The sequence below is a fragment of the Burkholderia sp. Bp8986 genome (assembly GCF_003854225.1).
Classification (GTDB): Bacteria; Pseudomonadota; Gammaproteobacteria; order Burkholderiales; family Burkholderiaceae; genus Burkholderia.
In genome coordinates this window covers 1-15,243 of sequence record NZ_QTQM01000075.1, presented here as the reverse complement: position 1 = coordinate 15,243, position 15,243 = coordinate 1, and the positions used below count along the sequence as shown (strand labels likewise).

The 15,243-nt window shown below is 58.8% G+C and carries 10 protein-coding genes and 2 pseudogenes; 2 read left to right on the top strand and 10 right to left on the bottom strand.

All coding sequences use genetic code 11. The features are described 5' to 3' along the window. Nucleotides 1-45 precede the first annotated feature (45 nt). The 5 genes from DID99_RS34920 to DID99_RS34895 all read right to left on the bottom strand — a co-directional run bounded on the left by DID99_RS34920 (nt 46) and on the right by DID99_RS34895 (nt 9,120). Complete coding sequence (locus DID99_RS34920; RefSeq protein ID WP_260444765.1) at nt 46-696, bottom strand: IS110 family transposase; 651 nt, start codon at nt 694-696, stop codon at nt 46-48. Between the two features lie 359 nt (nt 697-1,055). Then, nucleotides 1,056-3,356, bottom strand: coding sequence for a hypothetical protein (locus DID99_RS34910; RefSeq protein WP_124668571.1), 2,301 nt, complete (start codon nt 3,354-3,356; stop codon nt 1,056-1,058). A gap of 632 nt (nt 3,357-3,988) precedes the next feature. Continuing rightward, nucleotides 3,989-7,402 carry a pentapeptide repeat-containing protein gene (locus DID99_RS34905; protein ID WP_124668570.1) on the bottom strand — a complete coding sequence of 1,138 codons (3,414 nt, stop codon included), beginning with the start codon at nt 7,400-7,402 and terminating at the stop codon, nt 3,989-3,991. Nucleotides 7,403-7,549: 147 nt separating this feature from the next. Next, the gene (locus DID99_RS34900; RefSeq protein WP_124668569.1) at nt 7,550-8,374 is read right to left on the bottom strand and encodes a pentapeptide repeat-containing protein; all 825 of its coding nucleotides are present in this window, start codon (nt 8,372-8,374) and stop codon (nt 7,550-7,552) included. Further along, nucleotides 8,362-9,120 carry a hypothetical protein gene (locus DID99_RS34895; RefSeq protein WP_124668568.1) on the bottom strand — a complete coding sequence of 253 codons (759 nt, stop codon included), beginning with the start codon at nt 9,118-9,120 and terminating at the stop codon, nt 8,362-8,364. Before DID99_RS34895 ends, DID99_RS34900 begins: the two co-directional genes overlap by 13 nt. Nucleotides 9,121-9,229: 109 nt before the next feature. Between DID99_RS34895 and DID99_RS34890 the strand changes: the two are divergent. Further along, nucleotides 9,230-9,469 (top strand): annotated as a pseudogene (locus DID99_RS34890) (IS481 family transposase); the annotation flags it as partial. A 96-nt stretch (nt 9,470-9,565) separates the two neighbouring features. Here the strand turns inward: DID99_RS34890 and DID99_RS34885 are convergent. From DID99_RS34885 to DID99_RS34870, 4 genes are all read right to left on the bottom strand, one after another. Next, nucleotides 9,566-11,152, bottom strand: coding sequence for a pentapeptide repeat-containing protein (locus tag DID99_RS34885; RefSeq protein WP_124668567.1), 1,587 nt, complete (start codon nt 11,150-11,152; stop codon nt 9,566-9,568). After that, nucleotides 11,149-12,597, bottom strand: a complete 1,449-nt coding sequence (locus DID99_RS34880) for a hypothetical protein (protein WP_124668566.1) — start codon at nt 12,595-12,597, stop codon at nt 11,149-11,151. Before DID99_RS34880 ends, DID99_RS34885 begins: the two co-directional genes overlap by 4 nt. A gap of 369 nt (nt 12,598-12,966) precedes the next feature. After that, entirely contained in the window at nt 12,967-13,380 is a 414-nt protein-coding gene (locus tag DID99_RS34875; protein WP_124668565.1) for a hypothetical protein, read from the bottom strand. Between the two features lie 404 nt (nt 13,381-13,784). Then, nucleotides 13,785-14,573, bottom strand: coding sequence for a transposase (locus DID99_RS34870; RefSeq protein ID WP_221623072.1), 789 nt, complete (start codon nt 14,571-14,573; stop codon nt 13,785-13,787). A gap of 200 nt (nt 14,574-14,773) precedes the next feature. Here DID99_RS34870 and DID99_RS34865 point away from each other — a divergent pair. Further along, nucleotides 14,774-14,950 (top strand): annotated as a pseudogene (locus DID99_RS34865) (transposase DNA-binding-containing protein); the annotation flags it as partial. A 132-nt stretch (nt 14,951-15,082) separates the two neighbouring features. On the opposite strand, the gene DID99_RS34860 reads toward DID99_RS34865, so the two are convergent. Beyond that, a partial coding sequence (locus DID99_RS34860) for a transposase domain-containing protein (RefSeq protein WP_148094690.1) occupies nt 15,083-15,243 on the bottom strand: 161 nt, incomplete at its 5' end.

The following is a 15,243-nucleotide window of genomic DNA, read 5'->3' as shown; positions in this document are numbered from 1 at the left end:
TACCAGCTGTCCACGTGGACACGTAGCATCAGAGTGAAGCGATTTCTAGACAAGGACGTCGTTAACGGATCGCATACGGATGATCTTCATGCCGGTGGCACCAGTTACGTCCTCCACCACTTGATGTAGCTGGACGTTCATCAGCGTCAGCGCCTTCTGCATGTGCTGGATGTGGGACGCTGCGTATTCCAGCAGGCGCTCGCGCTGCCGCAGATAGGAGCGCAGCGTCGCGACATCTTGACTCGGACGGAAGCTCGCCCTCAGCAGCCCGTAGGAGTGCAGCTTCTGCAGCCATTGTGCATCGTTCACATCGGTCTTGCGCCCCGGCACGTTCTTCGCATCGCGGGCGTTGACGAGGACCACCTCGAAACCGCGCGCCTCCAGGATCTCGAACACCGGAATCCAGTAGACGCCTGTCGACTCCATCGCCACCGTGTGAATCCCGACCTGCTTGAGCCAGTCGGCAAGCTCGTGAAGTTCTTTCGTGAAACTGCGGAACGAACGCACGGGTTCGGCGTCACGTTCGGCTCCAACCGCGACCACATGAAACTGCGCGCCGATGTCGATCGCCGCCGCGTGCGGATGAACCACAGAAATTTGCGCCGCACCGCTGGCGCGTCGAGGCCTCGTTGCCGGCATATTCGCCTCCGCCATCAGAATGGTTAGGTCGAAGGGCGGGACAGCGGATTTGATCACCTTCCTGAACGGGATCGCCTAGCGGCGTCACCAATGCTGAGTCCGCATCAGTCCCTGGACCACGTTTTTTAACGGGATGTCTCACCAAAAAGCCAACGGCCGCTCCCTTCGACGGCACTCAGTGTAGTACCCCCGACGAGAGTTTCTGCATTTCGGGCAGGGGCGCGCCCCTTGGGGATGTTTTTTAAAATGGCCTTCTCACGCTCGAGGCGTTCGATACGCGCCTCGAGTTCCTGAATACGCAGTTGATCCGGCGTGATTGTCCGTGCCGCGCCCTCATGAACAGACGGTACGTGTCGAGCGCTTACACTGATATTCGCACCCCAACCTAACAACCTGACAGTACCCTTGCGGAAGCTTTACCGCGTGGCAAACCAGATGCGCAGCCAGACAATGACTTTTCCAAGGCTGGCAAAGGTCGCGGGAACCTCGATGTTGTTGAGGAGCGTGCTCCGCAGTCCTCTTCGATGCTCACGGGGCAACTGTCTGATCCCGGTCAGCAGGCCAGTGAAAGCGGTGCCAAACGTATCACCCGGAAATCTGCGAAGCTGGCCGGCGAGTGCGGTTAGCAGTGCAGCTCGCTCGTCGGGCGGCAATGGCGCGCAGGCCGATACCAGACGGTTGAAGGACGCAATGCATTCGGCCCCTTGTAGCCAATCAGTCATGTCGGCGAGGGCAGTCAGCGGCTTGCCTTGCTGGTCGGGCGGCAACGCCATGACCGCAGCCAACAGACGCTTGAAGGAAGCGAAGCGCTTCGCTTCCGGTAGTAGATCGAGCTCATAGGCAAGGGCAGCCAGCGGCCCGCTCTGCTGGTCGGGCGGCAACGTCTTGAGCGCCTCCAGCAGATCTTTGAAAGCCTTACGGCGCGTGGCTTCGGGGAAGTGCTTGAGCTGACGGACGAGAATGGTTAGTAACGTGTTTTGTTGCCTGACCGGCAACGCCTTCAGATCCATGTTGGCGAGGTGCTGGTAGTCCCAATAGGCGCTCACCAGCACGCCCCGCCCGGGGGGCAACATTGCGAGCGTATCCAGCAGGCGCGTGAGGAGTTCGCGACGCACCTCCGCATCGCGGTGTAGAGCGAGTGCGTGAACGAGGCTTTCAAACAGCGGGCCCTGTTGATCATTCGGTAATCTTCTGAGTGCGTCCTGCAGATGCGTGAAGTGCTCGAGGCACTGTCCCGCGGAAATTTTCCTGAGTTCCTGTGAGAGCAAAGCCAGCAGCGCGCGTCGTTGGGCGGGGGGCAACGTTTCGGCTACGTCCAGCAGGTGCGCGGAAAACTCAAAGGGCCATTGGGCGGTTGACGAGATGACGCTTTCCAGCAGCACTCCTCGCCGCTCAGGCGACAATTCGTTGAGTGCATTGAACAGAGGCGTGAGGTGCTCGACGCGCTCGGCCCTGGTGAGGCTGAAGAGCCGCCTTGCAAGGGTCAGAAGCAGGCAGCCTGCCTGCCCGGGCGGCAGCACTCCGAGTGCTTTCGAAAAATGCTTGAAGAGCTGAAGATGTCCGTCGTTGGACAATATCTCGAGTTCGCCTACGAGCGCTAACAGTGGCTCGCCTTGTTGCCCGGGCGGCAACGCCCTGATTGTGTTGAGCAGGGCCTCGAAGTGTACGACATGCCCGGCGTCGGGAAGCAGACGGAGCTGCTGATATTTGACGATCTTCGTCAGCATCGCGCCTTGTCGTTCGGGTGGCAACTTTCCGATGGCGTTTAAGAGAGCCGCGAAGCGCTCGCCGCGCTCAGCAGGATCAAATATAACGATAGAGTCGCCGAGTGTGCCCAGTAGCTCACCCTGTTGCTCGGGTGGCGATTTCGTGGTCCCGTCGAGCAACGCGGTGAAGTACGCGACGAGGACGTCCTGCGGGACTTGGCTGTACAGAAGTGTGAACTGATCACAGAGGGCCGCCAACAGCTCGCCCCGTTGGCAGGTCGGCAATGGCTGAACAGATTGCAACAGAACGGCGAACTGGGCAACGTACTCGTTATGCAACAATCGATTCCGGCCGAGATGGCGGGCGAGAGCAGCTAGCGTCGCGCCCCGTTGTTCGGGCGGTAACGCCTGAACAGACTTCAACAAAACGTCGAAGTAGGCGAGGTACTTGTCACCGGGCAACGCATCTGCAAAATTGCGGGCGAGAGCAGCCAGCGGCGCGTCCCGTTGTTCGGGCGGTAACGCCTGAACAGACTTCAACACAGCGTTGAAGTAGGCGAGGTGCTCATCACTGGGCAATACATACGCGAAATCGCGGGCGAGAGCAGTCAGCGGCGTACCTTGTTGCTCGAGTGGCAGCGCCTGGATAGTGCACAACAGAGGCGTCCGTAGCGACATTAAATCGACGGCGCCATCGCCTTTTCGGAACAACCACGCTCCTTGATGACGCAGCCTCGTGGCGAGGGCCGCAACGGCCTCGCCGTGGAACGCCGAGGGAAGAGACCCGACGGCATGCAGGCTAGCCGGGTCAAGGATGAGCAGCGCCATAAATTGCTCACGCGTGTCGATGCAGTCCACCTGCTTGAGAAATGTCCCGATACGAGTCTCATCCCTGATTGCCGGCGCAATGTTGCGAGGATCTGCCCGGGACAAAAACAGGCGGTCTTCGGGAGACAAATAACCAGCGATCCGCTGCAATAACTCAGTCGGCTGGCCCGACAGCAGCGCCACAGTCGCCCCCTGTGCTCGGGCAGGCGAGGCCGTATCCGGCGGGTCGGGTAGCCTGGAACAGGCGAACAGACGGGACGCGGCCGGGCGCATGGATACTCGATACCCATGCTCAGAATCAGGCCCGACCCGATAACCGTTCAACCTGCCCGGGGCATTGACCATAGGCGCACGCTGGAGCGCTGCCGCAGAAGCACAGCGCACCTTGACGTGTGCCAGGAAAGAGGAAACGAGTGGCATGACATTCACCAGAAGGCAATCGCCAGGCGCGGGCACGATCATGGCAGTGCGCGGCAAGGCGGCAGGGACAGGGTGCACCGTCGACAGACAGCCCCGTCGAACAGGCTTCTGCGCCTATTCCACAAAGGTCATCGTTGCGGTTTCCACTTGCAGCGTAAATACGTGTCAGTCGCAGTTCTTATCGTCGCGAATAGTTGCTGACGGAACCGGCACCGCACTGGCAATCACCAGATTGCCACAAGGCCGGAACATCAATTCCCTCTCCGGGCTGTGCTGGTTCATCAGGCATCACCGGATCACCCCGAAGGTCCGCAACAATTGCCTACGCTAGCAGAGGGTTGGACACTGGTCGCGGCAGCGCCCGCCGCACCCCGACACCGCCCTTATTCTCCCGCTCATCGTATGTTCGAATGAAGCAGGGCCGTCCTTTCCACCCGTACGCCTTCTTTCCGCGTGCCAAACCGGGTAAGTGCGGCCTGCTCGGCGGGCTCCTGGTCAGTCAGGTGGCACCGCTCTATCTGAAGCAACCGGAGATTTCTGAAGGCACCGACTTTATCGTTGAACGCGGAGTCGGCGAGATTGACATAGGGAATGCCTCCGGCATACAACTTTTCCAGCGTTCCCATCAATGCCAGTGCGCGAAATACCTCAGGTTGACACTCCGTTTGAGTCAGCAACAGCGACTTCAGATTCAACCTTTCAAGGAACTGCAGACGGTGAATTACGCCATTCATCTTGCTCAGATCGAGTGTCTGGAGTGATTCGATCTGGCTGATCGCTGTATCAAGCGACTCGATGTAAAAGCACCCCGCCAGACTGAGCGATTTCAGTGAGCGACTGTCCTTCAGCGCCGCCAGGCTAGCATGATTGAAGCTGCACTTCCTCAGCGTCAGGCTTTCAAGCTTCTGAAGGTTGGCCAATTGGCTAAAAAAAACGGTTTGCGCGTCGGAACTGCTCCACCTGTAAAAGTCGCGATCCGAAAACCCGATGGACCGCAGGTCAGCAAGGCTGCTGACGAGCTTCGTCAGGCTGGTAGCGTCAAGTCCATGTCTATCAATGGACAAAACCTGTAACGCCGAACCGCCCGGAAGTTCTGCTATCGCAGCACACACTGTCCCAGTAAGGTCGACGCAGTTGGTCAGGTGCAGGCCACGAACCCGACGATCGCTGGCCAGCGCGTACAGGTCCGCATCGGATCCTCGGTCCAGAACCACCCCTATAGCGCCATCGCCCGCTTGTGCCAGAAAGGCTGCGACTTGGCCTGCAGCTACATCCGTATAGTTGAAGTCAGGTCGCTGGGAGGTCCTCTCCAGCCTGAAACCCTCTTCCCGCTTGCCCACTGTGGCAATAGCCGCGCGCTCGATGTCCAGATCGCCAGTCTGGTAGCAATGTTCGACCTGGAGCGAACGCAGGTTCCTGAATACACCGTCGCTGCTGAATACGGGCAGAGCGAGGTTAACCGAGGCAATGCCACCAGCATGCAACGTTTGCAGTGTATCCATCGACGCAAGCACGCCAAATGTCGCGCTGTCACACGGCATATTGGTGAGCAACAGCGACTTCAGCTTTAATCCTCCCAGAAACTGCAATCCGACCGTTTCACTGGCGCGCATGTCGCTCAGGTCGAGCGTCTCGAGCGACTGGATCTGGCTGATCGCTGTGCCAAGCTGCGCGGTGTAAAAGCACTTCGCCACACTGAATGATTTCAGTGAAGTCCTGTCCTTCAGTGCCAACAGGCCTGCATGATCGAACCTACAATCCACCAGTGCGAGGCTTTCAAGTTTCGTCAGGCGCGCCAGATGATCGAGAAGCCCGGCTTTATTCGAACCGACTTCGTTTGAGTCGGCCTGCCACTGCGCAAGATCGTAACCTGCAAACTCGACCGAAAGTGACCGGAGCACCGAAAGGTTCGCTATCGCAGCGTATCCTTCTCCAGTAAGGGCCGTGCAGTTGATCAGGCGCAGAGCGTGCATCCTAGGGACCAGCAACAGCGCACGGATTGCCTCGTCTCCCACAGACCATCGACTTCCGTCGAGAATGAGTTCGACAGCATCGCCCGACGGCTGCTGTGTGAAGGCCTGAAATTCATCCTGCGTCTGAGGCGCGCAACTCATTAACGGCTTGCTATCGACCTGACCGTGCGGCGCAGACACAGGATCCGATGACTCGTCCTGTTCAATCTCCGAACTTTGCGACGACTGCCTGCTTTGGGTTGAGTGGCAACGGGATGACGTCGAAACTGACAGTGACTGGTACTCCGCCTGTACGGACATGAATTGAGACGGCGCGCGTGTATCTTCCCCTGAAAAGCCGCAGGACGTTACCAGCCCGCATAACGAAGCCGCAGTCTGCGCGAATCTATCGTACGCTGGCTGGCTTTCACCTTCGTCTCTCCCGGGAGGCACGCGCCTTGTCAGACTATCGTCGCGCTGGCTCAGCAAGTCCACTGCCAAGGTCGGTGTCGACCTGAAGCTCCCGGTCGAGCCGTAACGGGAAGATGTTGTTAATGAAACTAACTTCCCCTCCGCTTGTCCAGGCATGGAGTCCGAAGGTATTTCCGCGCCTCCCACAAAGCCGCACTTCGTGAACAGGTGGTAAATTGACCAGGTCGTCTGCTCTGTCACATGGCGATGGCGCCGGGGGATTGCGGGCGGTATGTATTTGTCGCAATGTACCTCGTGCGCTGGGTCAGCCTTGGAGAATCCCGGCCGACCATTGCGAAAGAGTGTCGTGCCAGCCAGGGTGGCAGCGGTAACCTCATCGACATGCATGGCTTCTCCCAGCCGGGTGCCAAATGTCGCACCGTTCAGCTTCGACTTCACCATAACGGCGCCTGTGAGTACCGCATCGGACAATCCGCCACCAGAGAAATCAGCGCCCAGCAACTCACAGTTGTAGAACTTTGCAGCTTCGAGTTTTGCCTGTCGGAACGAAGTCTGTCGTGCATCACGGGCGTCATCTGTCCTGCCTGCACGGAAATTCTTAAAAACGGTTCCTGTCAGGGTGGCCCCGGAAAAATTGCAGCCGGCAGCCTGGCAGTCGAAAAAGTGGGCGCCGGCACAATGAATGTAAACCAGACCGGCATCGTCCAGATTACACTTACTGAAAACTGCGCCGACCAATCGCGCACCACCCATTTTTGCACGGGTCAGCGTGCACTCCTGAAAATAGCTCCCGTTCAGGCTGCATCCTTCAAGTCTTGCATTAGTAAGATGACAGGTGCGGAAAACTGCACCGTCAAGCGCACGAGGCATTCTCGCCATATCAAAGTCACAGCCGACAAAATGGACCGCGTTCAGGATCCACTTCTCCAGATTCACATCATTAAAATCGCAGGCAGCAAAAAGTGCGTTACTGAGCGAAGCGCCCTCCATCTTCGCATTTTTGATTTTGCATTGGGTAAAGCTTGCATTGTCCAGTACGCAATCATCCAGATTTGCACCGGTAAAGCTGCAACGTTTGAAAACACATCCCTTCAGATCAAGCTTGCACATGGACACACCTTTAAAGCTACAGCCATTAAATCTCGCCCCATGCAATTTCACGCCACTGTGCAGGAATTCTTCCAGCTCTGCCCCCCCCAGCGATGCAACATTCGTTGGGCGATGGTTCAGGCGACTGGTAAGGGTCTGTGCATCAGGGTCCACGCCGGCCACATCCCCCCGGATGGTGGCGGCCAGTTGACCATTGCCATGCCTGGCAATCGTGAAGCACCTTCCTTTATATTTCATCGTTCCGGTCAGGTCCACTCCGCACGCCTGTGCAAAATCAATCTGTTCAAGATGGGTTATCGTTACGGTGCCTACCATGTGCCTTCCGGTTCTTCAGAAATAGGTTTGTGTTGCAATCGAGCACGGCATAGCGCAAACAACAGTGGCCGCCGTTGAGATCAGAAAGCGTTCGTCCTGGTTGTCAGCCCCGGCGAGCCCGCTGGGCAGGCACGCTGCGCTACTCGCTCAGTATTGAACTGAAAGCGGACCGCCGCCCGGCGGTGGCCCATCCTGATGACAAACCGTGCCCGCTTCCGTTTTTCCCCTATCGCCGGAGGGCGAACCGAACTCCTTCATTTCAAGCCATATCCCGGCACGTGCTCCTTTGCTACGGCGGTGCATATTGCCCGCATCCGAAAATGCTGTGTCCTGCTGGACCGGGGCATTTGAAAACGTACCGTCATCTTCTGGCAGCCGGAAAGCTGTCACTTCGCTAAAGGTCGCGTCATCAAAGCAGGCTGATTCAAGTCTGGTCCGCTCGAAATTAACTCGCACAAGCTGCGCGCGCCGGAAGATTGCCCCCCGCACATCTGCGTTGCGCAGATCGCAGTCCACCAATGCGGCATTGACGAACCTGGCGTACCGCATCCTGGCGTTCGACAGATCCACCCTGTCGAGCGTCGCTCCACTCAGATCCTTTCCTTCGAGGTTCTGGCCGGCCAAGGAGCACCCGGAGAAAATCGCCTCCCTGAGATCACTAGTTTGCCCAAGGAGCAAGGTGAGCAGCATGGGCGTAATGCCAGGGAGTTCACCATGGCGCCGCATGCGCTCCCCGTGATCCAGCGCGCTCTGGATATCATCGACCATGGAAGTATCCTTGGTCATGTGAACTGACATGAGCGCAGCGAGCCAGCCTCCATACTTAATGTCCGGCTCGCTCACACGATAAGCTTCCCCGATTTTCCTAACCGAGAAGTATTCCCCGCGAAATTCCAGCGCCCCCTCAAGGGAAATGTTGCGGGCAGCACAGAACGCAAGTTGATGCAGGTTAATGATTGTCAGTGCGGGCATACGTGACGGTCCGGGACGATGTGGTATCGCATCCACAATTGCTTACAGGACATCCGCGGCCCGGGATGGGGCACCCCGATGACCGGGGGGGGCTGTGATCGGCGCAGCATGACGGCAGCCGCCTGCGTACGAGCCCAATTAGCCACCCCGGTATCGTTCAACTGCATGCCCTGTTCGGCGGCCTGTTCATATGCGGCAGCGGCAGACTCCAGCATCCGATCGGCCTCCATGGCGTATCCTGTCTGCCTATAGGCTTCGGCCGCATTCGCGAATGCGGCGGCTGCCTGATGAAATGCTGCTGCAGCCTGCTCGTGTAGGGGCCGCTCGCCCTCCTTGGGAGCAGCTTGGATGTAAGCGCTGGCGGCTTGCATGCGAGCCGCAGCAGACTGCGTGTAAGCAATCGCAGCCTGCTTGTGGTTGTGCTCCCCCACGTACGCATCGGCAATCTTCGCATAAGCCCACGCAGCCCGCCCTGGTTCCCTCGCTTCCATGTGAGCGGTAGCAGCCTGGGTGAGGTTCATCACGTGCGGCGGCTCATCCCCAACAAACGTGCAACCCAAGCCCGACAGGATGAAGTCAAGAAGATTGAGAAGGGCCTCATGGAATGCGGCGAAACTGCTGTGATCCCCCGCCATTTTGATGTGGTAGCTATCCTCTTTATCTCGTACGACGCCGCACCGGTCAGCCGTTTGAGGCGGCGCAGAAAAAGAATGAACATCTAACACAGAAGCTACTGAGAGCGTCATGGGTATACCTTCCAAATTCAACGAAGTTCAGTGCGCCCATCACATTGCGCCGACAATGGTGGTTGGGCATGGGGCAGTCCACGTGGTAGAGCAGCTGCGCTGCCCAGGCGGCGAATTCGAGTCCGAATGTCCGGGCTACTGCGGCGCGCAGGATACGTTCTATGTCGGCAGCCTCTTCCGCAAGAAGATCTACGACTCGATCGCCACCTTGCAGACGGACCTTGATGCGTGGCTCGACCAGTACGACAATGAACGAGAGCATCAGGGGCGCTGGTGTTACGGCAAGACGCCGATGCGCACTTTCCTCGATTCGCTCGATCTCGCCAAGGAGAAACTCATCCCCCATTGATGAGTCGTTCTTTGTCGGCCCGACTACCTGTCAGATCAAGTCCCGGCTAATACAGATCATTCGCCCCAACAACGATCTCCATCCGGACAGGGCCAATCAGACTGGATACCGCATGAACATGAATCGGGTAATCGCAAGCATCTGTTCAGCAATCAAGGCCCGCCGTAGCCTCTGTTGATCCTCATGCGCTACCGGTGGCGGGTCAATGTTGAGCTTCGGGGCATGGTCAAGACTGCTGATCGGCACCGACGGCTCGTTTCCGGGGCGATGGATGTGCCATTCATCATCGACCATGAACGCCCGATTGTTGAAATTCGCGCCATGGGTCAGGGACCGGCAGATTTTCAGGTCGTGGATCACGGTGCCGTAGCCAAAACGCATCTTGCGCAGGTCCGAATCCTCAAAACGCGCCCCGGTGAAATCGACCGTCCCATCGCCGCCGACAACAGTCAGCGCGTAAGCATTTCGCTCCTTCATGTTGAGCCGCCCGTTTGATTCTTCGGTCTCGGAGCGGAGCTTGCCTTCCGCATCATAGAGATTTAACCGCAAGAAACGCGCGCCCTTATGATCGCTGAGCAGTCTTGCATGTTTCAAGGTGCATGATTCATATACGACCCGATCCATGCTTCCCCCGCGACAGGCAAACCGGTCCATGTAACATCCGACCAGCCTAGCGCGTGGCATCGACACACCAACAAGCCTGCTAGTACTGAAGCGGCATCGCTCGAACCGCGTATCGGGTGCCTGAGAGTCCTTCAACTCCATCTGCGCGAATACGCACTGCGTGAATGCCGCGTTCGCGAGCTTCCATCCTTCGATGGTGCCCGTGAACGTGCACCGTTCAAACCGGACCCCGCGAAGATCCAGCGCGCCCGCCGTCCCGTCAAGCGTGCTCTCCTCGATGATTGCCCCTTTCAGATCCGTGCCCTTTTGCACCATCCGCCGGATATCCTGTGAGGTAAAGCCAATCAGGCGCGCGCCTTCGAAGCTGGCCCCCCTGAGCACGGCATCCGCTACGGTCGTGCGATGCAGGATGCAGTGCCTGAAGGTCGCCTCCGAGTAATCCTTACGGCCGAGGCTGACATCGGTAAAATCCGTGTTACTGAAGCTCGCCCGCCGGCAGTCGATGGCGCGTCCCAGGAACGACTGTAATGCCTCGCCGTGAAGACACCGCGCGGGCCCGGTAGAGGACGCCTCCCTCCCTTCCGGGCTACCGGTAACGACCTGGGCATCCGGGCCGCCCAGGTTATGCGCTTCATCCCCTGAATCGCCAAGGTCGTTCGGCTCATCCGGGCCGCTGCCACTGGACACTTCGCTTGCGCTCTCGTCACTGTCACGACCGGCCGCTTCGATGACACCGTTGGGATGGGTCTGGCTCACCGTATCCTTGCGCTCCCCGGCGCCTTCCACCCCTGTACGAGGCGAAATGGACCTGTGGAGGCCGGCAGTGCCAACCAGCCGCTCGCGCTCCAGGACAGCCTCGCTCGTCTCGGACGTGCGCCCCCAGGGCAACCAGCTGTCTCGCGCGGCCTGTCCGGGCTCCATGAAGCGGGCCTTGCCGGACACACTGGAGATGACGTAGTCATGCGAATCCACGGTCAGAATCCCTTCGACGTGCACGCGATTTTGCTGCGCAAAAATGAATTCCTCTGCCGTCAATCTCGTGTTCTGCGTGGTTCTCACACAATCTCCATGACTTGTGCCTCAGGCTGGCGCACGAGTGGACGCTCCCTGACTACGTAAGCGTCCTGCAGTGTCTTGAAATCTTCGGGCCGCATCATGTCGTGTAACGTGCGCCCCGTTCTGTCCAGCCTGATGGTTGACGCAACCCGGCCGAAAAACCAGCGACTGATCCCAGGATCAGTCGAAAGTGCTTCCAGAACCCCCTCCCGTCTTTCGGACACATCATCCCCGTTCGCAGATGTTACGGCACGCTCGACATAGTCAATCTGCCCATCCACCATCGCGAAGACAGCCGCCTCTCCCTCCGCATTCAGCGTCACCATCGGATAGAAGTCGCACAGCTTCCCGTCCATCATGTAGAGGTGCCGTTCAGGGTGAGCCGGATCGTAGACCGGTACCTTCATGCCATTCATCGCGCCATACTGGCTGAAACTGTGCACCGCGACCGCAGAAACCTGTCCGTCTTTCTCCCACTTCCTGACCTCCTGCGCCCCGCCCCGCTTTGCCTGCTCGCAGGCCAGGAGCGACGCCCCAAAGTTCACTTTCCGCGGATCGCGGGTGCTGGTCATCGCGGGACAATCGGAGGGCTCGACTACATCAGCCCATTTGACGTAGTAACGCTCCTCGACGGGGAGATCGATCCGCGCCCGATCGCTATATTCGAACATGTTCTCAGGCGAAAACTTCCCCCCCATATCCAACCATCGCTGCTTCGGGTTGTCGCTTTCCATGCTGTGACAACCCTGAAATTCCGTGGCTGCCTTCGTCATCGCATCCAGCGCCGACGAAAACGCATTGCCGCTTCCCAGCGCCGCCCGCAACTCCCGCCTCGACTCCGTCACCTTCACCTGTATCGACGCACGCGCCATCCGCTCCGGATCAGGAGCATCCAGCAGCTCACCGGCCTCCCGGGCTTCAACCAGTTCGGGCAGCTGACCGGAGCACCGGGCCTCCAGGATCAGGCCGAGTCCGTCAAGCGCCTTCCGGACGCCTTCCGCACTGGCGGTGCGCCGCGCGACCTGCTCGTCCTGCACGACCTTGTTGATCCACTTTGCCCCCCCTGTCACGACCAGAAACGTGGCGTACAGCCACTGCTGCCACGCCTGTGTTTTCCAATCCCGGACAACGCGCGCGCTCAGCACCACGTCGCGGGGCTGTCGCGTGGCGAGCCCCTCATTGGCGTGCCCTGCGTCCATGTATGCCCTGGCGAGGTCACTGTGAGCTCCGGTCGTTTTCGCCTCGATGATCACACAGGGATATCCCGGCACTTCCATGCGCGCGCAGACGCTCGCCTCGTCGTCCTGAAACTTGCCGCACACGCCAATGCGGTGCTGGTGCAGACTCACCATCATGCCGATGGTGGCGGCACGCACACTTGATGAACTCAAACCTGCCATCGCTCTCCTCCGCTGCTCATCTATTTCCCGGCGCTGTTGCCATGCCATGGCGCATCATGCCGGCCGGAAAAACCCACCTTCCCTTCCATCGACGGCAAACTCCAGCGTTGCCATACCGCGATGATGAATGGAACCACAATCACGGATGCCATTCTTTCGAAAAGCCAACGGAGCATCCAGTTATTGACGGCTCTATAAGATTTATCGTTGCCCGTCATCTGCCTGGCAACCTGAAGGACGAGATGCACACAACGGGTTTCGCTCCGTTGCCACCCGACAGGCTATCCTCGACATTCGCGAGCAGGCAAAGTGGGATGGACAGTTGTGGAAAGGCCTTGTTCGGATACCCCCCCCTCCAGCCACTCGCATCCAGCAGATGCGGGGACGGGGCGCTCATTCCATTTGCCGGTCTTTAGCTTATTCAACACCGCCACTCAGGAGATCGCTCAACTCCGATAATGAAAACTGTGTCCCGCTCATGCCCCTTTGCGGCTGCTTTTCGAGAAGATGGGTACGGAGAACGCTGGCCAAGAGCTTCTGACGCCAGACCTCCCGTTCTGTCAGCCTTGCCACATGCGTTTCGAGTTGCTGGCTCCGCGGCCAGAACGCATAATTTTCGTCATCAAGAAATCTCTCAATGAAGTCGCATATAGCGTCAATAAACGTCACTTTACCGGCGCGAGAAAATCGGTATGTTCCGTCCGCGGGATCTACTATCGAAAATATGTATTGCTTGCCTTTGTAGGTAAGTGCGCCGATCCCGTTTGAGCTTCCCGCAAATTCCCCGTCAAGATCCGCTATCTGAATTTTCCGGATAGAATCAAAGTTCACCGCACTCACCTCCGCCAAATGAAACACCCGCCCGAACTTCCTTGCAGCGCAAGGCCGGGCCGCTCGCTGGATTGCCGCCCGCTTCCGGTCCATCAAGCCCGTTACGCCAGCTCGAACAGCTGCCTGGTAATAGGCTTTGTTCTGAAGGGTGCGAGTTACCTTGTTGCGTGCGCAACTAACAATTTTTGAGACAACCGCACCGGCCGAACGCATTCCACTGGTTGATGACGTTGGCAATGATGATGCCCGCGTGGTGCTGTGAGGCGATCTTCTGCGTCAGCAGATGCTCGCCGATACAGCGCTTGATACGCGAGCTCTGCGCCTCGACGAGCGAGCGCAGGCCGTAGCCGTACTTGTTGCGAAACGCATGAAGGCCTTTTTCCTTGATGCAGCCAACCAGTTGGTCATGCCAAGTGGTGTTCGCCCGGCGTTCGCCCGGCCGTGCACGACGGCGTGCGCCGGGGGGGGGGGCGGGATGACTGGCGTGATGCCCGCCTGCACCAGCGCCTGGTTGCGCTCGATGCTGTATACGCGCCGTCGGCAATGACCCGCCCGGGCGACAGACCTTCGGCCAGGATGGCCTCCAGCCCCTCGCTGTCCGATACCTGAGTATCGGTGATGCGCAGCGTGTGCAGGTGCAGGTTCATGTCCGGGTCGATCGCCAGTTGCATCTTGCGCCACGGCGTGCGGCTGGCGTCGCGGCCATATTTGACCTTGTGCCACTGGCCGGCGTGACCAAAGCGCAGATCCGAGCTGTCGATGATCAGGCTCACCACTTCACCGCGTGCCAGTCGCCGCACCGCACGCTCACAGCGCTGCGTGAGCGTCACCTCAAGCGCGGCAAAGCGATCGCAGAGCTGGCCGCAGCTGGGCACGGCAATGTCCAGTCCTCGCGTGGCCCAGTAATCTTCCATGTAGCCGGTGATCTGCCGCATGCCCCAGCCAAAGAGCCGGTAGAACGTGAAGATCAGCTGAATGTACGCTACCGTATAGGTCGACTCACGCCCCGGCACGCCGCGCGTATGCGTTTGTGCATTGATAAAGTGCGCCTTCAGCTCGCCACCGCAAAAGTACAGGCCGATCATGCCACGGCGCTTGAGGCTGAGGTTGTATTCATGACCGTTGGTAACGCGGTAACCGGGCTTTTTACGCTTGCGCGGCTCACCGTTGTTCTGCCGGGCCTTGTATGGCATAACTACCCCAGTCGGAATCGTTCTCCTTATTTTTACCCCGGCTCGCCAGCCAGATCTATCAGATTTGGCTGGCTTTTAGGCATCGTCTTATACACAAGTCGGCCCTCCGCAACCGTAGGCCGGAACAAACGGTCTTCGGGCAATGAGATAGACCGGGGCTTGTAAACTTTCGGTGCGTCGCGTCTACTCTCGCTTTTCGCATGAACGCCCTGGCCCTGGAAGCACCGTGCTGGACGGAAACCGAATTTGCCGACCTTGACCCTGGCGACGCCCGCTTGAACAAGCGAGCGAGGACATTGATGGAACGATTGGCAGCCAAGTCGACGGCCGGCGTGCCGCAGGCGTGTCGTGGCTGGGGCGAAACGATGGCGGCGTACGAAGGTTATCGGACAGCTTATCAACTGGGATTTCGCAAGCACCAATTTTGCAGCCGTATAACGGCGTGGCGCTGTTGCGCGATGCCTCCTTGTGCAGCGCATTGTTCGTATGCGGTCTTTTGACGACGCCCCTCAGAGGTTGAGGGCGGCAGACATTCTCCAAGGCATGAGATCGGCGTAGTCGTCGGCGGTTGCAGCGAGCGGCAACCTGGTGAACAGCCAGACCAGATAGCGATACGGCTCGACACCGTTCGCCTTGCACGTCTGGACGAGGGAGTACAGGTTGGCACTGG

Excerpts from the sequence above, each read along its gene's own strand:
- DID99_RS34900 (WP_124668569.1), bottom strand. The coding sequence starts at position 8,374 with ATGCCCGCACTGACAATCATTAACCTGCATCAACTTGCGTTCTGTGCT.
- DID99_RS34870 (WP_221623072.1), bottom strand. The coding sequence starts at position 14,573 with ATGCCATACAAGGCCCGGCAGAACAACGGTGAGCCGCGCAAGCGTAAA.
- DID99_RS34880 (WP_124668566.1), bottom strand. The coding sequence starts at position 12,597 with ATGGCATGGCAACAGCGCCGGGAAATAGATGAGCAGCGGAGGAGAGCG.
- DID99_RS34895 (WP_124668568.1), bottom strand. The coding sequence starts at position 9,120 with ATGACGCTCTCAGTAGCTTCTGTGTTAGATGTTCATTCTTTTTCTGCG.
- DID99_RS34905 (WP_124668570.1), bottom strand. The coding sequence starts at position 7,402 with ATGGTAGGCACCGTAACGATAACCCATCTTGAACAGATTGATTTTGCA.